A 24,777-nucleotide genomic window follows, 5' to 3' on the forward strand; every position below is an offset into this window, starting at 1 on the left:
GGGCGTACGGGGCGCGTACGGCACCCGCGCGCAGGACGTACGGCGCGCGTACGGCCGGCCGCCCCGCCCACCCCGAACTTGGCCGGAGTACGACGCTTTCCGCGCGCCCCGACGCCCTTTCCCGGGCGCCCGGTCCGTGCGCGTCCTCACGGCCGCGGCACGTTGCGCAGGTTGGACCGGGCCATCTGCACCATCCGCCCCACCCCGCCGTCCAGCACGATCTTGGACGCGGACAGGGCGAAGCCGGACACCATCTCGGCGCTGATCTTCGGCGGGATGGACAGGGCGTTCGGATCGGTGACGACGTCCACCAGCGCCGGTCCCTTGTGCCGGAATGCCTCCTTCAGCGCTCCCGCCAGGTCCCTGGGCTTCTCCACCCGTACGCCGTGGGCTCCGCAGGCGCGGGCCACGGCGGCGAAGTCCGGGTTCTTGTTCGTCGTGCCGTACGAGGGCAGGCCCGCGACCAGCATCTCCAGCTCCACCATGCCCAGCGAGGAGTTGTCGAACAGCACCACCTTCACCGGCAGGTCGTACTGGACCAGGGTGAGGAAGTCCCCCATCAGCATGGCGAAGCCGCCGTCCCCGGACATGGAGACGACCTGCCGGCCGCGGTCGGTGAACTGGGCGCCGATCGCCATCGGCAGCGCGTTCGCCATCGAGCCGTGCGAGAAGGAGCCGATGATCCGGCGGCGCCCGTTCGGCGAGATGTACCGGGCGCCCCACACGTTGCACATGCCGGTGTCGATCGTGAACACGGCGTCGTCGTCGGCCACTTCGTCGAGGACGGCCGCCACGTACTCGGGGTGGATCGGGATGTGCTTGTCGACCTTGCGGGTGTACGCCTTGACCACCCCCTCCAGGGCGTCCGCGTGCTTCTTCAGCATCCGGTCGAGGAAGCGGCGGTTCTTCTTCTCCCTCACCCGCGGGATCAGGCAGCGCAGCGTCTCCTTCACGTCGCCCCACACCGCCAGGTCCAGCTTCGACCGGCGGCCCAGCACCTCGGGCCGCACGTCGACCTGGGCGATCTTCACGTCGTCGGGCAGGAACGCGTTGTACGGGAAGTCCGTGCCGAGCAGGAGCAGCAGGTCGCACTCGTGGGTGGCCTCGTAGGCGGCGCCGTAGCCGAGCAGCCCGCTCATCCCGACGTCGTACGGGTTGTCGTACTGGATCCACTCCTTGCCGCGCAGGGCGTGTCCGACCGGCGACTTGATCCGCCCGGCGAACTCCATCACCTCCGCGTGCGCGCCCGCCGTGCCGCTGCCGCAGAACAGGGTGACCTTGCCGGCCTCGTCGATCATCCGGACCAGCCGGTCGATCTCCGCGTCGCCGGGCCGGACGGTGGGGCGGGAGGTGACGATGGCGGTCTCGGCGGCCTTCTCCGGGGCCGGCTCCGCCGCGATGTCACCGGGCAGCGTCACGACACTGACCCCGCTGCGGCCCACCGCGTGCTGGATGGCCGTGTCCAGCAGCCGGGGCATCTGCTTCGGGCTGGAGATCAGCTCGCTGTAGTGGCTGCACTCCTGGAACAGCCGGTCGGGGTGGGTCTCCTGGAAGTAGCCGAGCCCGATCTCGCTGGAGGGGATGTGCGAGGCGAGGGCGAGGACCGGGGCCATGGAGCGGTGGGCGTCGTACAGGCCGTTGACGAGGTGCAGGTTGCCGGGACCGCAGGAGCCGGCGCAGGCCGCCAGCTTCCCGGTGATCTGCGCCTCGGCCCCGGCCGCGAACGCGGCCGTCTCCTCGTGGCGCACGTGGATCCAGTCGATGGCGGCGTTGCGGCGGACCGCGTCGACGACCGGGTTGAGGCTGTCCCCGACGACGCCGTACAGGCGTCTGACCCCGGCGCGGACGAGGATGTCGACGAACTGCTCTGCGACGTTCTGCTTGGCCATGCTCCCGGTACCCTTCGGTCTCCGGCCGACGGCCGCGGCTGCCCCGCGGCCGCTCCGCCTGCTCGCCTGCCGCTGCGGACTCCTGGGTCCATGAATTCACAGCCCCGCCGCTCACGCCTCCCAAACGGCGGCGGCCGTACGGTCGTCCGCGTAGCCCTTGACCCGTACCTGGGCGTCCGCGAGGAACGCGGCGAGGCCGGGCGGGAGGGGACCGGACCACCGGCGGGCGAGGTGCGCGCGCAGTTCCTCCTCGCCGCGCAGGGGCTCGGCGAGGCCGGCGGTGCACATCAGAAGGGTGTCACCCGGCCGGGCTACACAGGCACGGAAGCGGAAGGGTTCGTGAGGCGGCCCCGACCCGGCGTCCGTGCCCGGAGCCGGGCCCTGCGGGACCGGTGGGGCGAGGAGGCCCAGGTCCCTCGTGAGCCGGTCGCCCCGCGGGGCGTCGGCCGGAGCGGACAGCCGGGAGGCGGGGGCGTGCGGCCGGGACGGGCCGGGCTGCCCCGGGGGCCGTCCGGCGGCGTCGGACCCGCTGCTCCGGGGCCCGGCGTCGCGGGATCCGGCGTCGTGGGGCCCGGCGTCGCCGGATCCGGCGTCGTGGGGCCCTGCGTCGTGGGGCTCGATGTCCTGCCAGGTGCCGTCGCGCAGTCTGAGGAGTCCGCCCCCGCCGGTTCCGAAGAAGACCCGCGTACGGCAGGCGGGGTCGGCGGGCAGCAGCAGGCAACGCAGCGTGGCCGTGTACTCCTCGGGGGCGATGCCCAGCTCCGCGGCGCTCGCCCGGAGCCTGCCGAGGCTGCGGTCGGTGAGGCGGTGCAGGCCGGACTTCAGTTCGCCGCGCCGTGCCGCCCGGATGTCCTCGGCCAGCCGGACGTGGCTGCGGCCGACGGCGCCCGCGATCCACCGGCACACCTCGGCCGCCGCCCGGTGGGCGCCCGGTCTGGCGCGGGCCCCGGTGGCCATCGCCACGAGGACCAGCGCCTGCTCGCCGGCGCCGAAGCGGGCGGTGAGCAACGCGTCCCGGCGCGGCTCGCCCCGGTAGCGCGGCGAGTCCCCCCGGACGGAGACGGCCCGCAGGGTGCAGACCCCGTACCCGGCGCCGTCCAGGACCGTGTCCGGCACCAGGTCGTCGAGCGCGTCGGGATCGGCGAGCGGGAGCGCGGTGGGCTCCGCTTCGTAGGTGGGCGGCCCGGAACCCACGTGGGTGACGGCGAGGGGCGGCGGGCAGCGGCCCGCCGGGCCGTCGCCGGAGGCGGAGGTTGAAGCCGGGCCGGGAACGGGCTCTTCGGACTGCGGTTCGTCCGTGCGGGAGGTCTCCGGGCCGCCCGGGCGGGACCCTCCGGGCGGGCCGGGCGGGGAGGCCGGGCCGGACGGGAACGTCTTCGGGCCGGGCGAGACGGACGGTGGGGGTTCCCAGGGGGCTCGCTGCCACCACGGGGGCGGGGTGTCCCCGGGGGCCTCGGCCGCTTCCGGCGGGCGCGGGGCCGGGGGCCGGGCGGACGCGGATTCGGGTACGGACCGCGGGGCCTGGGCGGGTGCCCGTTCCGGGCTCGGGGCCGGTGGCGGGGCGGGGACGGGCGGCGGAGGGCCGGCAAGAGGCGGGGGCGGAGGCGGTGACGGTGGCCTGGGCGGAGGCGGCGGTGAGGGGCTGGGCGAAGGGGGTGATGAGGGGCTGGGCGAGGGAGGTGGCGGGGGCGCGGGCGCGGCCGTGGGGCGGCCGAACCGGATCCACTCCTCCTCCCCGTCGTCCACCGGGGCTTCGTCCCAGCCGTCGTATCCCGGGGCTTCGCCGTCGCCGTCGCGCACCGGCGCTTCGCCGTAGTCCTCGTACACCGGGCCTTCGCCGTAGTCCTCGTACGCCTGGGCTTCGTCCTTGCCGACCGGGGCGTCCGGTCGCTCCGCCGACCGGTCCCCGGGCCGGCCGGGGCCGCTCGGGCGGGCGCCAGGGTGTCCGGTACGCGGTGCCCGGCCCACCGCGCCGGCCGCCGAGGCGAAACGGTCGTCCAGGGAATCGGCCGCGGCCGTGGGGCCCGTGTCCTCGGTGGAGTCGTCGTACAACTGCCGCCACCAGTCGTCCTCATGACCGGTGGGCCTTCCCCCCTGCTGGCTCATGCCCTCGATTGTCCACCGCACAGCCCGGAGGAAAACGGGGCATCCGGAAAATCCGGCGCCGGAACGCACCAGGAACGGCCCACCGGACGACCCCTCGTACACCCGTACGGAACAATGCCGCCGGGCGGTCCCACCCCCCACGGGAGAACCGCCCGGCGACGCCTGGGTGCCCCGGAGCCGGGTCCGGGGCAGGTTCGGGCCGGGTCGCGCGCGGCCGGGACTCCCCCCGTCCCGCACGCCGGCGCACACGTCCGCCTCCGCGCCCTGCGCGCCCCCCGCCCGCCTGCCGGCCGCGGCGGCCGGGGCGACCTGACCCGGCGGGGCGACCGGGTGCGCGTGCCCGCCGGGCACCGCCCGGCAGGGACGTCCGGCCGCCGTACGCCGGTGACCCCGCTCATCGGTGCAGGCCGCGGGCCCGCGGCCGGCCGTCGGGGCCGTCCGCCGGCGCTTCGGTGGTGCCACCTTGTCAGGATGACCCGGGGTACGGCGATGATGTCGGACGGCGGGTTTGCGCCGTGGCCGCTTTCCGCCACGTCCGGCCCGCCGCCGGTCGGTGACGTGGGCCTGAAGGGGAGGAACGGCAGCTGATGCTGGCAGCGATAGGGCTGGACGAGAGACACGAGTCGGCGTACCGGGCCCTGGTGACCGTGGGCGCGGCCGACGTGCCCGATCTCGCGCAACGGCTGATGCTCGGCGAGCGCGACACCGAGCGCGCCCTGCGCCGTCTGGAGCGGCACGGCCTCGCGGCCCAGTCCTCGGCCCGGCCGGGCCGCTGGGTCGCCGCGCCGCCCGGTGTGGCGCTCGGCGCGCTGCTCACCCAGCAGCGGCACGAGCTGGAGAAGGCGGAGCTGGCCGCCGCGCTGCTCGCGGAGGAGTACCGGGCGGCGGCGGCCGAGCCCTCGGTGCACGATCTGATCGAGGTGGTCACCGGGGCCTCGGCGGTCGCGCAGCGCTTCGTGCAGTTGCAGCTCGGTGCCGTCGACGAGGTGTGCGCGCTGGTCACGGGCAACCCGATGGTCGTCTCCGGTATGGAGAACGACGCCGAGGAACAGGCGGCGGGCCGCGGGGTGCGCTACCGGGTGGTGGTCGAGCGCGCGGTGCTGGACCTGCCGAACGGCATCACGGAGCTGACCGCCGCCCTGGGCCGGGACGAACAGGTCCGCGTGGTCGACGAGGTGCCGACCAAACTGGTGATCGCGGACCGGGCACTGGCCATGGTGCCGCTCACGTCCCGGATGGCGGAGCCCGCCGCGCTGGTCGTGCACTCCAGCGGCCTGCTGGAGCTGCTGTCCGGCTTGTTCGAATCGGTGTGGCGGGGCGCGCTGCCGCTGCGGCTGGGCGCGGCCGGGGTCAGTGAGCAGGGCCCGGAGGGACCCGACAGCACCGATCTGGAGGTGCTGTCCCTGCTGCTGGCCGGTCTGACGGACGCGAGCGTCGCCAAGCAGCTCGACCTGGGCCTGCGGACCGTGCAGCGCCGGGTGAAGCGGCTGATGGAGCTGACCGGTGTGGCCACCCGGCTGCAACTGGGCTGGCACGCCTACGAACGCGGCTGGGTGGCCCGGGAACGGCACGACGGCTGACCCCCCGCCCCGCCGACGCCCCGGGGCTGCTGCCGTACCGGCCGCGCCGGAGTGGTTGGCTGCTGCCATGACTGCCGACACCGGATTCACCGAGGCCGAACGCGCCTATCTGAGGACCCAGCGGCTGGGGCGGCTGGCCACCGTCGACCCGCGGGGGCAGCCGCAGGCCAACCCCGTCGGCTTCTTCCCGCAGGACGACGGCACCGTCCTGATCGGCGGCGCGGCGATGGGCCGTACGAAGAAGTGGCGCAACCTGCTGCACAACCCGCGGGTCGCCCTGGTGGTCGACGACATCGTCAGCCTCGACCCGTGGCGGGTCAGGGGCGTCGACATCCGCGGCGAGGCCGAACTCCTCACCGGCCCGCACACGTTGGGCCCGCTGTTCAGCGAGGAGGTGATCCGCATCCATCCGCGGCGGATCCACAGCTGGGGGCTGGAGGAGGGGTGAGGGGCGACCGGGAATCCGGCGGCCGGGCCTACGGCAGCGGCACGCCCTCCAGGGCGAGCAGCCGCACCTTCCGCTCCAGGCCGCCCGCATAGCCGGTGAGCGAGCCGTCCGCGCCGATCACCCGGTGGCAGGGGCGCAGCACCAGGAGGGGGTTGGCGCCGATGGCGCCGCCGACGGCCCGGACGGCCGCCCGGGAGGCGCCGATCCGGGCGGCGATCTCGCCGTACGTCGTGGTCGTGCCGTACGGAACGCTGCCGAGGGCGGCCCACACCCGTTCCCGGAACGCGGTGCCCCGGCTGCGCATCGGCAGGTCGAACTCCGCGAGTTCACCGGCGAAGTAGGCCCGCAGCTGCTCCTCGGCCGCGCGGAAGGGGCCCGGGTCGTGCCGCCACCCCTCCTCCACCGTGCGGCCGCCCTTCTGGCCGGGCACGGACAGGGAGGTGAGGACGCCGTCCGCGCCGGCGGTGAGGAGCAGCGGCCCCAGGGGGCTTTCGCACCGCGTCCAGTACGTCGCGTCCACGGCCGCCCCGGCCGTCGTCGTCCCGGTGGCCCTGCCGGTGGTCGTGCCGGTGAGCACGTCGCTGGTCGTGCCGGTGAGCACGTCGCTGGTCGTGCCGCTGGTCATGTCGGTGGTCGTCTCGGTGGTCATCGGATCTCCAACTCCTTCGCCGCACGCAGGTGGTGCAGGGCGTACGAGCGCCAGGGGCGCCAGCTGTCGGGGGCGGCCACGCCGGGCGGGGCCACGTCGGGGTCGCCCAGGGCGCGGGTGCGGACGGCGGCGGCCGTGGCGGCGTCCAGGCCGGGCAGGGCCATCAGCGCCCGGTGCGCCTCGTCACGGTCGGCGCCCGGGTCCAGCCGCAGGGCGCCGTCGGCGAGGGCGGCGGCCAGCGCGCCCAGGGTGCCCCCGGGTTCCGCCCCGGCGAGCACGGCGGGTTCGGGGAACAGGTGGGTGAGGGTGCCGCAGGGCGCGTCCAGCAGCTTGCCGTAGCGCCGTACCAGTTCCCCGGCCGTCCCGGGGCCCACCAGCACCCGCACCGCGGCCTCCTCGGGGTCCGCGGCGCCCGGCGAGCGCAGCCCCGGGCGGGCCGCGACCAGCGGGGCCAGCCGTGGGTCTGCGCCGAGCCGGTCGTCGACGGCGTACGGGTCGGCGTCGAGGTCGAACAGCCGCCTCAGCCGCTGCACGGCCGTCGTGAGGTCGCGGGGGTCGGTCAGGTGCAGCCGGGCCTCCAGCCAGCCGCCCGGGTGGGCGCCGGACGCGGTGCGCGGTCCGCCGGGGCGCTCGTCGACGGCGACGATCCCGGTGCCGTAGGGCAGCCGCAGGGTGCGCCGGTAGGTCCGTGCGCCCGCCGCGCCGCTCACCTCCTCGACGCCCGGCACGGCCTCGCGCTGGAGCAGGTCGAAGACGGGCCCGGCCTGGTACGGCCCCCGGTGGGCGAGCCGCAGCGGTATCCCGGCGGTCGGCACGGCGGCCCGGCGGTGCCGGGTGCGGGGCGCGGCGGCCCGCAGTTCGCTCGGGGTCGCCGCGTACACCGCGCGGACGGTGTCGTTGAACTGCCGCACACTGGCGAACCCGGCCGCGAAGGCGATCTGGGTCACCGGCAGGTCCGTGGTCTGCAGCAGGACGCGCGCGGTGTGCGCGCGCTGGGCGCGGGCGAGGGCGACGGGCCCGGCGCCCACCTCGGCGGTGAGCTGCCGCTGCACCTGCCGCGCGCTGTAGCCGAGCCGCGCGGCGAGCCCGCCCACACCCTCCCGGTCGATGACGCCGTCGCCGATCAGCCGCATGGCGCGGCCGACGACGTCCGCCCGTACGTTCCAGGCGGCGGAGCCGGGCACCGCGTCCGGCCGGCACCGGCGGCAGGCCCTGAAGCCCGCGCCCTGGGCGGCGGCGGCCGTGGCGAAGTACCGCACGTTGTGCTGTCTCGGGGTGACCGCCGGGCAGCTGGGACGGCAGTAGATGCCAGTCGTCTCGACGGCGAAGAAGAACTCGCCGTCGAACCGGCCGTCCCGGCTGCGCACCGCCTCGTACCTGGTGTCTTCGTCCATCACGTTCTCCAGTGTCCGCCCGCGGCCCGGGTGGTGCTGGCGGAAATCGGACACCGGCCTGGGGCTGCCGCGCCGCCGACGACCGGACGGGCGGCTCCGGGTGGCCCCGGCCCCTGAGAGCGGCGGACGGAAGTCGGTTCCGGTCAGCGGGCGGCGTCCGGTGCGTGCGATCGCCAGGCGCCGGAAGGTCCTCGTGGCGGAGCTGCCAGGGCCTTCCGGCCAACGCGGCGAGGGCGCGTGCCGGGCGCCGCCCGCCGGGCGCTCCTATTGTTCGCAGCTCTAAGCCCAGCGGCCTCGTTTCGCCTCCATGGCGGCCCGGCCCTCGGCGCCCTTGCGCTTCCAGTCGCGCCGGATCTCCGCGCGCAGCCGCGCGTCGGTCTTGGCGACGATCCGCTGGTTCTCGCGCAGCAGTTTGCGGTAGCTCTCCAGCCGCCGCTCGGGCAGGTCGCCCGCTTCGACGGCGGCGAGCACCGCGCAGCCGGGTTCGCGCAAGTGGGCGCAGTCGTGGAACCGGCACCCGGCGGCCAGCTCCTCGATCTCGGAGAACACCTGCCCGACGCCGCTCTCGGCGTCCCACAGTCCGACCCCGCGCAGCCCCGGTGTGTCGATCAGTACGCCGCCGCCGGGCAGGGCGATCAGGTTGCGGGTGGTCGTGGTGTGCCGGCCCTTGCCGTCGACGTCCCGGGCGGCCTGCACCTCCATCACGTCGTCGCCGCAGAGCGCGTTGGCGAGGGTCGACTTGCCGGCACCGGACTGCCCGAGCAGCACGCAGGTGCCTTCCCGGACGGCGACGACGAGCGCGTCGAGCCCGTCGCCCGTCCTCGCGCTGACCGGCAGCACGGGCACGCCGGGCGCCGCCGTCTCCACGTCCCGCACGAGGTACGACAGCGTCACCGGGTCGGGTACGAGGTCGGCCTTGGTCAGCACGACCACCGGCTGGGCGCCCGACTCCCAGGCCAGTGCGAGGAACCGCTCGATGCGGCCGAGGTCCACCTCGACGGCCAGCGAGACGGCGACGACGGCGTGGTCGACGTTGGCGGCGAGGATCTGCCCCTCGGACCGCTTGGAGGAGGTGGAGCGCAGGAACGCGGTGCGGCGCGGGAGGTACGTGCGGACGTAGCGCGGGTTGCCGCCGGGTTCGACGGCGACCCAGTCGCCGGTGCAGACCACCCGCATCGGGTCGTGCGGGGTGACGAAGGCGGTGTCGGCGCGCAGCACCCCGCCGGCGGTGGCGACGTCGCACTGCCCGCGGTCGACCCGCAGCACCCGGCCGGCCAGCAGGCCCTGCTCGGCGTACGGGGCGAACTCCGCCGCCCAGCCCTCGTCCCACCCGAACGCGGCGAGCGGGTGCGCCTGCGGGGAGGAAGGGGACGCGGGGGAAGCGGACGCGGAAGAAGAGGGGAGAGACAAGGGGAACCCTTCACAAGGGCGGCCCCGACTGCCCGCGACGAAGGGTGCGGGCGTATGGAAAAGGTGTGTCAGCCGGAGACCGCGGAGGTGGTGTGGATGCTTCGGTGGTTGCGGGCAGCGCCCATCACGGAGACAGCCATGGGTCACACCTCCTGTTTCCCGTCGGGCCGGCGGCGGCGGCCGACGGCCCCCGCCTGATGTGCCCCTCACCCTAGAGAGGTCCTCTCCACGGCGCCACGGATTTTCTTCCGCCCCGCCGCCGGCCCGGCCGCGTCTCAGACGTACGGCAGGATCACCACGATCAGCAGCACGACGATCACGACCGCCGCGACCCCGAGGCCTACGAGCACCCAGCCCGCCACCTGCGACCAGGGCCGGCTGTCCGCCGCGGGGTGCTGCGAGGGCACCGGGTCCGCCTTGGCGTCACCGGTCCGCTTGAGCACGTCCTCCAGGATCTGGCGCCACAGGTCGGGCGGCAGGTCGGGCACCGGGCGGCCGGGGGGCTTGAGCAGCGCTCCGCTGAGCCAGTTGCCCGCGGCGGCCCCCGGGGCCTGGTTCATGCTGTGCATCAGCTCCCGCAGCGCCCGCTGCTCCTCCGGGTGCTCCGTCCTGGCCCGCGGGGCGACGGCCCAGTGGAACAGCTCGACCGCCCGGTCGGTCATCTGCTTCAGCGACACCTGTTCCGCGCCCGGGCCGTGCGGGGCGAAGTACAGGTGCTTGTGGAGCGCCTCCAGGAACAGCCGGTGATGCATCTCCTCGCTCCGCGCCCGGTACCGGTCGGGTCTGCCCAGTTCGGTCAGCACCAGGCCCAGTGATTCCTGCGGGAGTTCACCGGAGCGCAGCTCGTCCAGGAGGAACGCGTCCGGCTGCCTGCCCAGTTCCGCCGTCAGGGTGTTGCGCCGCAGGCCGTCGCCGGGCCGGTGGTCGCGCAGCACCCGGCGCAGCTCCTGCGTCCCGGCACCCGCCGTGCTCCCACTCCCCGGGACCGCCGCCTGCCGGCCCGCGTCGGAGGCGAGCGGCGGGTGAGGGGGCTGGGGGGTGCCGGCCGCCGGGAGGTCCGGCGGGGCCGGGGGGCGGGCGGCCGGCGTGGGCCCCAGGGGCGGTCGCGGAGGCGGGGGCGGCGCCACCGGTCCGGGCTGCGGCTGCGGCGCCTGGCCCGGCTCCGTCCTCTCCGGTACGGGCGCCTGGGGGCTCGTACCGGTCCAGTGGGTACGGCTGATCCAGTCGGTCCGGGCGGCCTGGGTGGCTCGGGCGTCGCGGTCGTCGCGGTCGTCACGAGGGGCCTGGGGACTCCAGGGGGTCCGGGGAGCCCGGGGGGTCTGGGCCTCGTGTTCCTCCCAGGCGGTCTCGGGGGCCGGGGTTTCACGGGCCTCCCGGCGGTCCCGGCCGTCCCGGTTGTCGCGGCCGTCCCGGCGGTCCTCGCCGCCCGCGGGGGTCCGGACGTCGCGGGGGTCCTGGGGGGCCCGGATGCCGTGCTCCTCCCAGGGGGCCTGGACGGCCCGGGGTGCCCGGGTGCCGCTGCCGGTCCGGCCGGCCGGGGGGTCGTGGGGATCGCGGCCGATCCAGTCGTCCCCGCCGACCTGGGCCCCTCGGCCGGCCGGGGCGGCCCCGGCGGTCCGCTCGTCCGGGCGGGAGGGGCGGGCGCCCCCGCCCGCCCCGTGGAAGCCGGTGGCCCCGCCGCTCCGGTCGGTGCCCTCGGTACGGGCGGCCCGGCCGGGCCCATCAGCGGCTTCGGTCCCGTCGGCCCAGTCCCGTCCTTCGCGTCCGGCGGCCGAGTCCCGACCGTCCGACCCCGCTGACCAGTCCCGCCCAGCGGTCCCGGGTGCCCGGTCCCGCCCTTCACGCCCGGTGGCCGGGCCTCTGCCGTCCGACCCGGCAGCCCAGTCCCGCCCATCGGCCCGAGCGGCCGAGTCCCGACGGTCCGAACCGGCAGCCCAGTCCCGACCGTCCGACCCCGATGGCCAGTCCCGCTCATCGGCCCCAGCGGCCCAGTGCCGCCCATCGGTTCCGGGTGCCCGGTCCCGATCTCCACGTCCGGCGGCCCAGTCCCGGCCGTCGCTCCCGGGTTCCCGGTCCCGCCCTTCACGCCCGGTGGCCGGGCCCCGGCCGTCGGTCCCGGCGGCCCAGGCAGGGCCGTCGGGGTGGGCGGGTCCGGCGGGCCGGTGGGGCTGGTCCGGCTGCCATGCGTTCCGGTCGGCTGCGGGGGCCGGCGCGGTCCGGTCGTCGGGTCCGGTGCGCTCGGGCCGGGTGGTGCGGGCGTCCCCGACGGCCCGGGACGGTGGTGCGGTGCGCGCGGTCGGGTGGTCGGTGTCCAGGATCTCCTGGAGGCGGGCGCGCCGCCGGTCCCAGTCCAGGGCCGCGCCGCCGGGCAGCTCCTCGACGAGCTGCGGTACGCCGGCGTGCGCCTCCGGGTGCGCGTGCGCGAGGAGATGCTTCACCAGCTCGGCGGCGGCCGCGAGTTCGAAGCGGGGCCGGTCCGGTGTGCGGCCCATGACGCGGGCCAGCGGACCGGAGCCCGCCGTGTCCGTCTCCCAGCGCGGGACCGCCGTCAGCAGCAGCGGATGGCTGTCCACGGTGTCGTACGTGGCGAACGTCCAGTCGTGGGGCAGCCAGGAGCCGAAGAGCAGGAAGAGCCCGAGGTAGACCAGCGGCACCTGGGACCGGTCCGGCCAGGTGAGCGGGGTCCGCTCCTCCAGGAGCAGCGACACCCGCTGGGAGGGGTCACGCAGCAGTTCCGCCGTGACCAGGGTCAGCGCGTGTTTGACCGCGGGCAGCTGGCCGACCATGCGGGGCAGTTGCTCCCGTGCCAGCGCGTCGAGCCGGACACCGTCGACCTCGGGCTGCGGCCCGGACGCCTGCTCCGCCTTCTGGGGGGTGCCCCAGCCGAGGTGGGCCAGGCCGAGGCACTGGCGGGTCTTCAGGGTGCCGGGCGGCCCGACGAGGGCGTGGCTGACCGTGCTGGGCCGGCCGCCGCGGTCGGTGGTGGGCCAGCGCTGGACGAGCATGACGTGGCCGTCGCGGGAGACGGCGCGCACGACACTGGGCCGGGCCGCCCCGGCTCCGGACATCCACAGCAACGGGCCGAGTTCGCGGCCCAGTTCGGCGGCCCGCTCGGGTGAACAGGAGTAGGCGACGGCGTTCATGCCGGTGCCCTGCCGTCCGTGGTTGCCGTCCCAGCGGAAGACGACCTGGTGCACGGGGCCCCGGTCCTGGAAGTCGCTCACTGAAGTCCCCCTCCGGCCGTTCCTGTGGCCGTCGTTCCCCCGGCCGTCCCGCCGGGTCCGCCGGATCCTGTCGCCCGCTGCCCGGGCACCGTCTCGAAGCCGGGCGTCTCCCCCACCGCGAACGCCTCGGCGCCGCCCGGCACCTCGATCAGCCCGTGCATCGCGAGCAGCGCCAGCAGGGGTTCCAGCACCCGTCGCGGCCCCGCTCCCGCCGGGTAGCGGCCGCGGTCCTCCTGGCCGCCGGTGGCGGACGCGATGTGCAGGGTGCACCGGCGCATCGTGTCGAAGGGCCGCAGCCAGGCCTGGCCCGCGTACCGGCGCAGCAGACTGTGGACGTCCCGGCTCTCCGCCCGCACCAGCGCGGGGTCGAGGGAGGTGGCCGGCGGCCGGGTCAGCCAGTGGTCGACGGGCGTCCTGAAGCGCAGCAGGTCCGCCTTGCCGAGGACCATCGCTGCCGGGACCTCCAGGTACGGGCCGTTCTTCGGCAGCCGGTCCAGGACGGTGCCGAAGGCCAGGTCGCCGTCCCGGTTCACCTCCACCCCCCAGCGTTCCCTGGCCTGGTCCAGTTCGGGCAGCGGGAGGGCCAGCGCGGGGTCGACGACGAAGATCAGGGCGTCGATCCCGAGCAGGAACCGCAGCGCCGCGTCGGTCCGTACGAGGTCCTCGCCGCCGAGGTCGAAGAAGGCGACGGGACGCACCTGGCCGCGGGCGTCGGTGATCAGCAGGGACTCCACGAAGCGGGCGAAGTCGTCCAGGCCCAGCGCGGCGGTGTGGTCGAGGACGTTGCCGTTGCGCAGGGGCTGCACCCGTTCGCGGACGAACCGGGCGTGCTGCTCCGGGTTGACCGACTGCCAGGTCAGGCCGAACGGTTCCAGACCGCCGTCGGTGATCGCGGCGATCATCTGGGTCAGCAGGTGGCTCTTGCCGGTGGAGGACTGGCCGACCATCGCGACGGTCAGCGGACGGCCGTTCGTCAGGTAGGGAACCGGGATGACGTGCTCGGGGAAGGCCGGGTCCGCCGCGCACTTCTGGACGGCGCCGCGCATGACGTCGTCCAGCACGACGGGGTTGGTGATGCCGGAGACGTCCAGCGGCTGCTTGTACTGCATCGTGTTGTCGGCGACGAACAGTTTCGACAGGTCGAGCTGGATGGTCTGCAGGCAGTAGGGGCAGAGCACTTCACCGTTGCCGCGCTCGGCCTGCGCCCCGGAGCCGTCGCGGCTCCGGGCGAGGGGGGCCTGCCGCTTGAGCCGCAGCGCGTCCTCGAACGCCTCCCGGTGCGGGCGCGTCTCGTCGGGCGGGACGGCGAGCCGGATGCGGTCACCGGCGCCCGGCGCCACCAGGTCGAGCACCTCGGCGGGCGTCGGCCGGGCGGCGGCCCGCGGGGCGAAGGCGCTGCGGAACATCCGGTCGAGCACCCGGTGTTCGCCGAGGTCGGTCGGCGCCCCGTCGGCGGGGCCGGCCCGCCCGGTCACCAGCCGGTAGAGCAACTGGGCGGCGCTCCACACCGCGTCGCGCCCGTCGGCGAGCCCCTCGCCGCGGCGCTGTTCGGGCGAGCAGAACGGCAGCCGGCCCCACGGGCTGCGCGGCCGGCCCGCCCGGGTCACCGCCTCGAGCCCCCACAGCTGGGCCCTGGCACCGTCCCACAGGACGGTCGCCGGGGTCAGGCCGCGGTGCACCAGGCCCTGCCCGTCCAGCAGGCACAGGGCCGTCATGAGGTCCCGGGTGAAGCGCTGCTGGTCGCTCGCGGCCATGACGTGGGTCCGGGCGGCGGCGATCCCGCGCGGCGCGGCGTACAGCAGGTACGGCTCCGCCGTGTCGAACTGGTGGCCGACGACCTCCGGGAAGAGCGGCGCGTACTCCGAGTCCTCGAGCAGCCGGTGCAGGTGCAGGGCGGTGTCGGTCTCCGTCTCCAGCAGGTCGCGGGCCGCCGGGTTGGCCGCGTCCGCGGCGGTCAGGCGGACCTGCACGCACTGCTGGCCCTCGTCGTCCAGCAGGCAGTTGCGGATCAGCTGGGGCAGCAGCCGGTCCCGGCGGGACTCGCGGCCGAAGCGGGCGGGGGTGACGCGGCGCCCGCCCGAAGGGGTGGTGAACACGAGCTTGCCGGGCGGCGCACCGCCCTGCCCGTTCCCGGCGGAGTGCGTGGGGCTGGTCACCGGCGGTCCTTTCCTTCGTACGGGTGCACCGGTGGGTACGGGTGCGGGAAGCCGCGCCCGCTGGATCCGGGGAAGCCGTGGCGACCGGGGAAACCCGGTGAACCACCGGCACGGACACGGGTCATGGGCGTTCACCCTCCCCGCGACCGTCCTCACGGTCGTCCCACCGGCCGCGCTCAGGGGCGTCCCACCGGTCATCGCCCCGGTCGTCCTCCACTGGCCTGTCGTCCTCTACAGGGCGGTCGTCCTCGACGGGGCGGTCGTCCTCCACGGGCCGGTCGTGGGTGTCGTCCCTGCCGCCGTACGCAGCATCTCCGCCGCACGAGCCGTCTCCGCCGTACGCGCCGCCCCCGTCGTACCCACCGCCTCCGCCGTACGTGTCCGTCACGTCGTGCGCGTCGGGCGTCCCGTACGGATTCCTGGCCTCGTACGGGTTCCTGGCCTCGTACCTGTCGTACGTGTCCTGGCTGTCGTACGTATCGCGGCTGTCGTAGCTGTCGTACGGGGACGTCGCGCCGGCGGGCGGGGAGGTGCGGCGGGAGCGGACGGTGAACACCACTCCCGAGCGCAGCGGTGTCAGCCGGACCAGGCCGGCGTACCGCCCCGACGACGTCCACAGCACGTCCTCCGGCTGGGCCGAACCGCCCCCGTGCCAGGCCTTCTGGACCTCGTCGCGCACCGCGCGCGGCGCGAACCTGATCCACACCGCGTCCGCCGGGTCGCGGCTGAGCAGCGCGCCCTGTTCGGGCGAGGACAGCTGGACCACGGCCTGCCGTTCGGCCTCCGCGCCGACCAGCTGGGCCGGCCGGTAGGGGTCGGTGCCGAGCAGGCTGGCCGAGCCGGCCCGGACCCGGCCGGGGGCGGCGAACGGCGGCGCGGCCAGCACGCCGTTGCGCCGCAGGTGGTGGCGGGCTGTCGAGAGCAGTTCGCGGACCCGTTCCTCGGTGCGCCGGACGGCGCGGGTGCCGGCCTGGCCGCGTTCGGCACGCCAGTAGGGTTCCAGGGCCTCCGTGGCGGCGTCCGTCAGGTCCGCGGCGAGCGTGGCGACCAGCTCCGGGCCGCCCTCGCCGCTCTCGCGGTCCAGCCAGCGCGGTGCCACCCTGGCGCGGTCCGCCCAGGCGGTGCCGTCCTCGTCCGGGTCCTCCTCGCGCCCGTCGAGCCATGCCGCGTCCGCCGCTTCCGCCGCGTGCGTCTGCGTCTGCGTCTCCGGCTCCTCCCTGAAGGCGTACATGCGCGCCCAGTCGACGTCCCCGTCGTCGGACCCGGCGGTGTCGTCGTCCGTCTCCAGGACGGAGGCGCTGAAGAGCCATTCCTCGGTGGGCTCCGGGGTGCCGCGCCCGTCGCTTCTCCCGCTCCCGTGGGCGGCAGGCGGGGGGCCGCCGGCGCCCGGCGCCCCGGCCGGGCCCGGGGCACCGGTGGCCGCGGCCCGTTCCCGCTCGGGCGCCGCCTCCGCCTCGGCCGCGGCGGCCGTCGCCCGGAGGACCCCGGCGACGGACCGCGCGGCGTCCGCGCACTCCAGGCGCTCCTCGACGGCCCAGTGCTCCCTGACCGCCTCGGCGAGCAGCGCGTCGACCTGGTCCAGGGACTGCCGCAGTACGGCGGTCATCCGGCCCGGCGCCCAGGAGGCCGCCGCCGCGCGCCAGAGCCGGCGTGCCGTCTCCACCGCGCCACCGAGCCCCAGCACCAGGGCGATGGTGCCCAGCCAGACGGGCGGCTCGGCCGCGTACGCCACCGCCGCGCCGGCCACCGCGCCGCCGGCCGCCGCGGCCTGGTGGGGCACGGCCCAGCGGCCCGGGCGCCCCGCGTCCCGCAGCCGGGACGTGCCGAGCGCCGCCGTGGCGGCGAACAGCAGCGGGACGACCAGTGCCAGGGCGAGCAGCGGCCCGGTCCACAGGGCGCCGAGCAGTCCGGTTCCGGCCGCGGCGAGGGCCGCCGGCAGCGGGCCGGGCTGCGCGCCGCCGCCCGGCAGGTCCTCGCGCGAGCCGGGGCGCGGGAGCGCGGCGAGCCGGGGCAGCAGCGCCGAACCCGGCACCGGCTCGACCCGCCCGGCCAGGCCCGTGAAACGCTGCGCCACCGACCGCAGGGGCAGCCCCTGGGCCAGCAGCTTCCCGGCGAACTCCTTGAGCCCGTCGCGGATCGGGTCCTTGACGCCGTCCGCGGACGGCACCCGCAGGCCGAGGGCGGCGAGCCGGGCCCCCGAGTCGGCGGCCGAGGGCGCGGAGCCGCCGCTGCGCAGGGCCGTCCCGGCGAGGTCCCGGTACTCGTCGAGGGCGATGCGCGCCTGGTCGACGTCCGCCTCGAAGGCCGCACGGCGCGCGGCCCGCAGCAGGCCCGGCAGGGTCTGCAGCCCGGTCAGCTCCTCCTCGGCGCGGTCGAGGGCGTCCGTGCAGGCGCGGTAGGCGCCGTCCGCCACCCCGCCCGGTGCCCGGTGCGGCTGGTCCCGGGCGCCCCGCGCCGCCACCAGCCGGCCCAGCGGCTGGGGCAGGTCGGCGCCGGAGGAGGCGGTCAGCAGCACGTCCGTCGGCAGTTCGGTGTCCTCGCCGGCGAACCGGGTGAGCGCGTCGCGCCAGGCCCGGTCGCGCACCTGCGGCGGCAGGTCCTGCTCCAGCAGCCGCACGCCGGGCGCGGCGACGGCCTCGGGCAGCGCGCGGACGCCGTCCAGGACCCGCAGGTACAGGTCGGGCACCGACAGCACGTCCACGAGGACCGCCAGGGCGTCCGGGTCGTCCGGCGCCGGCTGCTCCAGCGCGGTACGGGCGGAGCGCAGGTCACCGGCCCACAGCAGGCCGGTGACCGAGGACCGCAGGACAGCGGGCCGCACCAGCCTGCGGTCGGGCTGGAAGGCCTCGTCGTCGCCGGCGTACGAGCCCGGCGCGCTGCCGACCAGCAGGACCAGGAGACTGACCTGGCCCACGGTCCGGTAGCCGGTGAGGAGTTCGTACTGGTGCTGGTGGTCGGTGAGCCCGGCCGGGGTGTCGACCACCAGGAACAGCGGGTCGTCGGGTTCCGGCAGTCCGGCTGCGCCCAGCTGCCGGGCGACCCTGGCGTGCAGCGCGGACGGTGTGTCCAGCTCGGCCGCTCCGGCGCGCAGGTCCAGGTGGATGACGCAGCGCGCCTCCTGATGAGGTGTGCTCACTGCGCGTCACCGTCCCAGGGAGTGTCACGGTGCTCGTCGCGTCCGCCGTCACCGGCACCGGGGTACGGCCCCGGGTCGCCGGGCTCGTCCCAGGGCGCCCGCGGCCGGTCCTCACGGCGGGCCCGGCCGGCGTCGCGGTCCTCGCGGCGGGGGCCGTCACGGCGCGGGCCCTCACGGCGGCCGGCGTCGCGTTCCTCGGCGTCGCGGTCGCCGGCGTCGGGCTTGTCGAAGGAGGGGCGGCCCTCGGGGCGGCTGCGTTCGCCGTCGCGCCACTCGGACCGGCGGTCCCGGTCCCGCTCCCGGTCGTTCGCGTGATCGCGGTCGCGGTCACCCGCGTAGGGGCGCTCGCGGTCGTCCTCCCGGTCACCGGCGTGGGCGCGCTCGCGGTCCTCCTCGTGGGCGCGATCCCGGTCGCCGTACCGTCCGCCGCCGAACCGGTCCTCCCTGCCGCCGTCCTCCCTGCTCCGGTCGTCGCGGGGGCCGTCACCGTCGTACCGGTCCTCGCGCCGGCCGCGCCAGGCGTCACCTCCGTCGCGGGGGTCGCGGGGATCACGGGCGCCGTGGGGGTCGCGGGCGTCATGTGCGTCGCGGGAAGCGCGGTGGCCGCCGGAGGCACGGGCGTTCCGCCCGGTGCCGTACTCGTCGGCGGGCTCGTCCCACACACCGCGCTCGTCCCGGTCGTCCCGGTCGCTCCGCACGCGCCGCTCGTACCGCTGCTCCCGCTCGTGCCGCTCGCTCCGCTCCTCCCGTCCGTTCTCGCGCCCGTAGGAGCCGCGGGGGGTGAAGGGCGTCGTGCCGAAGTCGTCGTCCTCCGGTGCCGGGCGCCGGGGTGCGGAGGCCTCCTCGCGGGGCCGGGCCGGCGAGCCGCCGCGTACGTGCTCCAGCAGGGTGCGCAGGGTCGGCTGGACCGCGCGCTGGTCGCCGAACTCCTTGTCCAGGGCGGCCGGAAGGGTCTCCGCCCAGAACTCCCACAGGGGACGCACCCAGCCCTCGACCCGGCGGCCGCCCCGCTCACGGCGCTCCTCCAGCAGCTCGAGCTGGCGCGGGGCGATCTCCTCGACCAGTTCCACGAAGAGGGGGTGCGGTGTGCTGCCCGTGCGGGACAGTCCGAGCGGCTGAGCCGCCATCAGCTCGTAGCAGTAGTCCTCCACGGTCGCCTCGTCGTCGAGGACCGTCCAGCGTTCGTAGGAGCGCAGCAGTTCCGCCCAGCTCGAGACGCCGTCGGGGAAGTCACCGAGGCGCAGCCGGACGCCGGGCACGTCGGGGCTGGTGTCGGGGAAGAGCCGCAGCCTGATCCGGCGCGGGGAGTCGGTGCCGCCGTCCAGCACGTCGACCTGGCCGTTCCACAGGCAGCACAGCAGCCGGTGCAGGATGGTCTGCCGGTCGTCCTCGGTGCTCACCATCCAGGTGTCCCTGAAGCCGAGCCGCTGACGCCAGCGCAGCACGTCCTGGGCCTGCTCGTTCTCCTTGGCGCGGGCCCACTGGCGCAGCACCTTGCGGGCCTCGGGCACCTGGGTGAGGCTCATCTCGCTGCGGAAGAGGACCACGGTGACGGAGTCGCTCTCCACGCCCCGGTACTCGACGGAGTTCTTCGCGTCCGAGGGCAGCCGCAGCGTCTTGCCGAGGAACTCCTGCACCTCGTCCACGGCCTGCACCCGGGGGTAGGTGACCAGGACCCGCAGCGGCCCGGTGCCCTCCGGGGTGAAGCCCACCGGCAGCAGCCCGGCCAGCTTGCGGCTGAACACGTCGAGCGCGTCCTTGCTGACCTGGTCGCGGGCGTCGGCGTCGCCCGCGGCGGCGGCCAGCAGCGTGCCCATGGCCGGCAGCAGCGGACGCTCCTCCAGATGGGTGCCGCTCTCGGCGAAGAGCCGGGTGACACGGCCCTCCAGCTGGCTCTTGATGCGGGCGACCGCGCCCTCCGGGTCGCGGCGGCTGAGGGTGTGGACCTGGCGCCAGGCGTCGCCGTCGATCAGCTTGAGCAGCAGCGCGGAAACGTGGTCCTGCTCGCGCAGGTTCTCCCGGTGCCGCAGCCGGGCGACCACGTCCTCGTAGAAGTGGTTGAGGGTGCGCTGCGGCGGCAGCAGGTAGGAGATGCCGGTGCGGTCCTCGTAGAGTTCGCGGCCCTTCTGCTGCGAGGCCTTGCGTTCCTGGTCGCTGTGGCCGAGGAAGGCCCGCACCAGGCGGTCGAGGTCGATGCCGGCCACGTCCGCCTGGGGCTGCCAGTGCTGCTGCTGTTCGCGCCAGGCCTCGTGCCAGATCGAGCGGCAGCGCCACTGGTACCAGGTGTTCTGCTCCTGGAGGGCGGCCTGGACGTCGTCGTCGCCCCAGCGGGCCGGGGCCAGGCCGGCCAGCTGGCCCTTGATGCGGGGGATCTTGGGCGGCTGCTCCGTGACGCCCGGCGGGCGCTGCGGGGCGCGGGCGCGGCTGTCCAGCATGCCGAGGAAGCCGAGCCGGGCGATCTGTTCCTCGCTGTCCGGGACGCCCCGGACGACGCGTTCGACGAGGAAGGGGTCGGCGCTCTGCAGGAGTTTGTCGATGGCGGGGCGCGGGGCGAACCGGTCGGCCATCACGGCGGCCTGCCGGCTCGCCTCGGCCCGCAGGTCGGACAGCAGCGCCTGCATGTCGGTGATGCGCTGGCCGAGGGCCTGCTCGATGTTGCGGCCGCCGCGCGGCAGCGGGTCGGGTTCCGGCACCGCCAGCTGCCGCCGCTCCCAGAGGTCTTCGAGGTGGGAGTCGGCGAACAGCTGCCGGATCATGGGGACGGCGCCCTCGCGCAGTTCGGCGCGCGGCCGTTCCACCAGGTCGGTCACGGCCTCCCGCAGCATCCGGCCGGCCACCAGGTCGGCGAGCTGGTCCATCGGCGCGGTCATGGACGCCACCAGACTGGTGGACACGCCGCGCCTGCCGATGCCGGTGGGCGAGATGGAACTGCGGGCCACGCCGCGGTTGATGAAGCTGGCGGCGAAGGTCTGGTAGTCGTCGTCGGCGGCCATCTTGCGGCCCTGCGGGCGGCCGTCGCCCAGTTCGGTGCCGACCAGCGACATCACCAGGGAGACGATGGAGCGGCGCAGGTCGTCGGCGCGGATCCCGGCGGTCGGGCTGAACAGGAAGGCCGTGGGCAGGATGCCGGTGCGCAGCCGGACCGGGGTGATGCCCGGGTAGCGGATGCCGAACTTGGCCTCGTGGTCGAGGTCGCCGATGTCGGGTCGTTCGACCGGCGCGTTCTGCTGGTCCACCAGCCGGAACAGGTCGACCAGGGCGCGGGCCGCGTTCAGTTCGGCCTCGCGTCCGCCGCCGGTGGCGGCGGAGAACGACGACGGCATGACGACGAGCGGGTAGATCTTCACCCCGTCGAAGCTGCGCAGCCGGAAGGCGTGGTTGATGAGGTGCAGGTAGTCCAGGAAGATGCCGGCGCCGGTGCCGCCGGCCACCGAGAAGGCGACGAACACGTCGCAGCCGTTGACCTTGCCGCCGCCCAGCTCGCTCAGTTCGCCCGCCGACTTGGCGATGGCGTCGATGGCCTGGAGAAGGGGCTCGAGGACCGGGGCGAGGCTGTGGCGCAGGGTGGCGAAGAGGGCGGCGCGGCCCACGGTGGGCAGTTGTCCGGCGCCGTTGTGGAGCGGGGTGACCTCCGGTTCGCCGGTGATCGGCGGCAGCCAGCCGGCCACCTCCTCGCGGAGGCTGGCGCGGAGCATCTTGGTCACTTCGGGTGAACTGTCGAAGTTGGGCAGCAGGTTGTGGGTGGCCCGCGAGGTGCGGGCGTAGGCGGCGCGCAGCGAGGGGTCGACGTTGAACTGGGGCAGGCGCTGGAGGTCGCTCTCGCTGTAGTCGGCGTACACGAACTGGAGGCAGTCGGGCAGCTGGAAGGGGGCGTGGCCGTTCATGCGGCTCAGGGCCATGCCGTCCGGCCCGCACAGTTCGACGCGGAGCCGGCGTTCCAGTTCGGCACCGACCAGTCCTCCGGTGCCGCCCAGGCCGACGAAGAGCATCGGCTGGAAGATCTTCATGGTTTCCTCCCCGCTCGCGGCCGGACCGGCCGCGGTTCGTGCTCGGTGCGTTCGTGGATTGCGTGCGGTGCGGCGACCGCGGCGCGCGGCAGGGCCGCGGCGGCGTGCGCCGCGACAGCCCCGTCGTGCGCCGCGACAGTCGCCGTGCGCGGTACGGCCGCCACCTCGTGCGCCATGACGGCCGCCACCTGGTGCGGCATGACGGCCATCGCCCCGCGCGCCATGACGGCGACCGCCTCGCGCGCCGCGACGGCCACCGCCTCATGCGCCATGACGGCCGCCGCCCCGCGCGCCGTGGCGGTCACGGTGTGCGGCGGGGTCCGGCCGGACGTCGTGCCGGTCACAGGTAGTCGCCGTAGGCGCTGTTGCCGCCGTCGCCGTCGCCCGGGGTGGGCACGGCGGTGGGCGTCTGCGGTGTCCCGCCCGGGTGCGGGTCCTCGCCCAGCTCCAGGTACAGCCTCTCGGTCAGTGCGACGCGGCTCCCGGCGCGCAGCGGCATCCGGCCGCCCTGTTTGCGCAGGACCGCTCCGCCCTCGGGGTTGCGCCGGACGGCATACGGGCCGTGCGGGCGCTTCTCCAGGCGGGGACTGCGGTGGGCCTCGGCGACCGCGAACTCGTACCACTGCTTCTTGTTGCCGTGTCCGGCCTTGTGCTCGCCCAGTACGTCACCGTCCTCCGCCACCAGGCGCAGCTTCAGCCCGTACGGGTCCCGGCGGCGCCGGCGCAGCCGGACCCAGGCGGCGGTGACCACGACGAGCGCCACGAGCACGAGGACCGCGATCAGGAACGCCCACCAGTACTGGTCCCAGATGCCGGGCGCGGGCGTCACCCGCAGGGAGAGCGGGGTGGCCGTCAGCGTCCGGTTGCCGTCGGTGGCGTCGGTGACCTTGACGGTGGCGGCGAGGCTCAGCCCGTCGCCGAGGCGGTCGCCGAAGACGCCCGCGGGCGCGACCTCGACGCTCACCTTCCGGGTGCCGGACTCGCCCGGCGCGAGCGTCACCGTGGCCGGGCTGACGGACAGCAGCCCGGCGCGGACGTCGGCGACGGACAGGTGCAGGGTGTGCGGGGTGGAGCTGCTGTTGTGGACGTCGAGGGTGCCGGTGACGGTGGCGCCGGGGTGGACGTCCGCGGCGGGCAGGTCGAGCGGCGCGGTGACGGGCGGGGGCCCGGGCGCCACGTCGATGCCCAGGTCGCGGGTGTCGGCCTTGAGCCCGGAGGCGGTGAGGGTGGCGCTCACCTTCAGCGTGCCCCGTGCGCCGGCGGGGATCTGCACGGTGCCGGTGAAGAAGCCGTCGCCGGCCGTGCGGTCGGCCCCGGACCCGTCGTCGGTGAGTTGCAGCGTCTGCGGGCCGACGCCCTCGCCGGTCAGCCGACCGGCGACGCGCAGCCCGGCGTAGTCCCGCGGGTCCTTTATCTGGTAGCCCTCGCGGGTCTGCAGCCGCATGGCGACGGTGACCTTCTCACCGGCCTGCGGTGAGGGCGGGTCGGCGGTGAGGGCGCCGCGCAGTTCGCCCTGCCACAGCACGCTGACGGCGACGGGCAGCGAGCGGTGGCCTTCCGGTGCCTCGGCCTTCACCTTCCAGGTGCCGGGCAGCGGGTCGACGACCTTGAGCGCCTCCACGGTGCCGGAGCCGCCGGCCAGTTCGAAGCTGGACTTCTCGTACGTGCCGTGCGTGGGGACCTTGTTGCCCCGCGGGTCGTAGTACGTGATCTCGACGGCGGGGTCGCCCTTGTCGACGACGATGCTGCCCACGGTCGCCAGCGGGGAGATGCCGATCCGGAGGGTGGCCGGCGGGCGTTGGCTGGGGCCCTGTTCGTGGCGCAGGCAGTGGGCGGCGGCGAAGATCTCCTCCAGGGTGCTGCCGATGTCCTTCGCCCCGGAGACCTTGTGCGCCTTCGGGGCGGCGGAGGGCAGGGCGACGCAGCCCTTCTGGTAGCCGCCCGCGGCCATCCGGTCCAGTTGGCCCTTGTCCGGGTCGGCCCCGAAGCCGAGGGGCCAGATCTGCACCCCGTGGGAGGCGGCGTTCGCCAGTTCCTGCTTCAGCTGGCTCTCGCCCTCCGCGGTGCGGTGCGCGGGGTCGCCGTAGGCGGGGCTGCCGGTGACGTCGAGCTTCCCGTCGGTGAGCAGGAACAGCACCCGCGGCTGGGAGGGGTCGGTGCCGTCGGTGAGGTCGTGCACGCCCTGCCGTATCGCGCTCGGGAAGTCGGTGCCGGTGCCCTCGTCCTTCTTGCGGCCGCGCAGCTTGCCGACGCACGCGTCGATCGTCTCGCGGCCCGCCGCGTCCAGTGCGGTGCGCGGGCAGACCGGGTCCACCGCGCGCTGGTCGGCGGACTCCGCGGCGGCGAATCCGTAGACGGTGACGTGGGAGTCGGAGGAGACGTCGCCGAGCGCGATCCGGGCGGCGGCGGCCTTCTCCGCCTTCATGTCGTCGGCCGTGAGACTGGCCGACTCGTCCACGGCGACCGCGTAGTTGACGGCCGGGAACGCCGGGGCGGTGTCCGCCACCGGCACGGCGTCCCGGCCGGCCGGTGCCAGCAGGGACACGAGCACCGCGGCGCCGCCCAGCACCGAGACCGCGGCGCGGCGCGCCCGGCCTCTCCCCGTCTGCCGTCTTCCCGTGACTCTTCCCACGGCATCCCCTGTTTCCTGGTGCGTGTCGGTGGTTCTTGGTTCGCGAGGTGGTTCTTGGTTCAGACGTGCTGCTTGGTTCGTGACGTGCTGCTTGGTTCGTGACGAGCTGCTTGGTTCGTGACGTGCTGCTTGGTTCGTGACGTGCT

General features: G+C 75.5%; 13 protein-coding genes. 2 read left to right on the forward strand and 11 right to left on the reverse strand.

Features of this window, described 5'->3' with window-relative positions; translation table 11 throughout:
* Window positions 1-146: 146 nt before the first annotated feature.
* Together AC6I72_RS06450 and AC6I72_RS06455 are read right to left on the reverse strand one after the other, a co-directional pair.
* Entirely contained in the window at window positions 147-1,889 is a 1,743-nt protein-coding gene (locus AC6I72_RS06450) for a pyruvate dehydrogenase (RefSeq protein ID WP_497999900.1), read from the reverse strand.
* Between the two features lie 111 nt (window positions 1,890-2,000).
* Entirely contained in the window at window positions 2,001-3,995 is a 1,995-nt protein-coding gene (locus tag AC6I72_RS06455) for a protein phosphatase 2C domain-containing protein (RefSeq protein WP_497999901.1), read from the reverse strand.
* Window positions 3,996-4,582: 587 nt separating this feature from the next.
* Here AC6I72_RS06455 and AC6I72_RS06460 point away from each other — a divergent pair.
* Complete coding sequence (locus AC6I72_RS06460; protein ID WP_497999902.1) at window positions 4,583-5,575, forward strand: helix-turn-helix transcriptional regulator; 993 nt, start codon at window positions 4,583-4,585, stop codon at window positions 5,573-5,575.
* Window positions 5,576-5,642: 67 nt separating this feature from the next.
* Window positions 5,643-6,023, forward strand: coding sequence for a PPOX class F420-dependent oxidoreductase (locus tag AC6I72_RS06465; RefSeq protein ID WP_497999903.1), 381 nt, complete (start codon window positions 5,643-5,645; stop codon window positions 6,021-6,023).
* A 28-nt stretch (window positions 6,024-6,051) separates the two neighbouring features.
* On the opposite strand, the gene AC6I72_RS06470 is transcribed toward AC6I72_RS06465, so the two are convergent.
* The 9 genes from AC6I72_RS06470 to AC6I72_RS06510 all read right to left on the reverse strand — a co-directional run bounded on the left by AC6I72_RS06470 (window position 6,052) and on the right by AC6I72_RS06510 (window position 24,631).
* Window positions 6,052-6,672: a methylated-DNA--[protein]-cysteine S-methyltransferase gene (locus tag AC6I72_RS06470; RefSeq protein WP_497999904.1), complete on the reverse strand. Its 621-nt coding sequence runs from the start codon at window positions 6,670-6,672 to the stop codon at window positions 6,052-6,054.
* Window positions 6,669-8,066 carry an AlkA N-terminal domain-containing protein gene (locus AC6I72_RS06475; protein ID WP_498004612.1) on the reverse strand — a complete coding sequence of 466 codons (1,398 nt, stop codon included), beginning with the start codon at window positions 8,064-8,066 and terminating at the stop codon, window positions 6,669-6,671. Before AC6I72_RS06475 ends, AC6I72_RS06470 begins: the two co-directional genes overlap by 4 nt.
* Window positions 8,067-8,345: 279 nt before the next feature.
* Entirely contained in the window at window positions 8,346-9,476 is a 1,131-nt protein-coding gene (rsgA, locus tag AC6I72_RS06480) for a ribosome small subunit-dependent GTPase A (protein WP_497999905.1), read from the reverse strand.
* A 275-nt stretch (window positions 9,477-9,751) separates the two neighbouring features.
* Window positions 9,752-12,700, reverse strand: coding sequence for a hypothetical protein (locus AC6I72_RS06485; RefSeq protein ID WP_497999906.1), 2,949 nt, complete (start codon window positions 12,698-12,700; stop codon window positions 9,752-9,754).
* Window positions 12,697-14,856 (reverse strand): protein kinase family protein, encoded by a 2,160-nt coding sequence (locus AC6I72_RS06490; RefSeq protein ID WP_497999907.1) that lies wholly within the window; start codon window positions 14,854-14,856, stop codon window positions 12,697-12,699. Before AC6I72_RS06490 ends, AC6I72_RS06485 begins: the two co-directional genes overlap by 4 nt.
* A gap of 121 nt (window positions 14,857-14,977) precedes the next feature.
* Window positions 14,978-17,992 (reverse strand): hypothetical protein, encoded by a 3,015-nt coding sequence (locus AC6I72_RS06495; RefSeq protein WP_497999908.1) that lies wholly within the window; start codon window positions 17,990-17,992, stop codon window positions 14,978-14,980.
* Window positions 17,989-21,999, reverse strand: a complete 4,011-nt coding sequence (locus tag AC6I72_RS06500) for a tubulin-like doman-containing protein (protein WP_497999909.1) — start codon at window positions 21,997-21,999, stop codon at window positions 17,989-17,991. Before AC6I72_RS06500 ends, AC6I72_RS06495 begins: the two co-directional genes overlap by 4 nt.
* Window positions 21,996-22,343, reverse strand: a complete 348-nt coding sequence (locus AC6I72_RS06505; RefSeq protein WP_497999910.1) for a hypothetical protein — start codon at window positions 22,341-22,343, stop codon at window positions 21,996-21,998. Before AC6I72_RS06505 ends, AC6I72_RS06500 begins: the two co-directional genes overlap by 4 nt.
* The gene (locus tag AC6I72_RS06510; RefSeq protein ID WP_497999911.1) at window positions 22,340-24,631 is read right to left on the reverse strand and encodes a choice-of-anchor X domain-containing protein; all 2,292 of its coding nucleotides are present in this window, start codon (window positions 24,629-24,631) and stop codon (window positions 22,340-22,342) included. The genes AC6I72_RS06505 and AC6I72_RS06510 overlap by 4 nt, the downstream gene beginning before the upstream one ends.
* Between the last annotated feature and the right edge of the window lie 146 nt (window positions 24,632-24,777).

It is taken from the genome of Streptomyces sp. Xyl84 (assembly GCF_059731885.1).

Coding starts and splice junctions, on each gene's coding strand:
- AC6I72_RS06450 (WP_497999900.1), bottom strand. CDS start 1,889: ATGGCCAAGCAGAACGTCGCAGAGCAGTTCGTCGACATCCTCGTCCGC.
- AC6I72_RS06455 (WP_497999901.1), bottom strand. CDS start 3,995: ATGAGCCAGCAGGGGGGAAGGCCCACCGGTCATGAGGACGACTGGTGG.
- AC6I72_RS06460 (WP_497999902.1), top strand. CDS start 4,583: ATGCTGGCAGCGATAGGGCTGGACGAGAGACACGAGTCGGCGTACCGG.
- AC6I72_RS06465 (WP_497999903.1), top strand. CDS start 5,643: ATGACTGCCGACACCGGATTCACCGAGGCCGAACGCGCCTATCTGAGG.
- AC6I72_RS06470 (WP_497999904.1), bottom strand. CDS start 6,672: ATGACCACCGAGACGACCACCGACATGACCAGCGGCACGACCAGCGAC.
- AC6I72_RS06475 (WP_498004612.1), bottom strand. CDS start 8,066: ATGGACGAAGACACCAGGTACGAGGCGGTGCGCAGCCGGGACGGCCGG.
- AC6I72_RS06500 (WP_497999909.1), bottom strand. CDS start 21,999: ATGAAGATCTTCCAGCCGATGCTCTTCGTCGGCCTGGGCGGCACCGGA.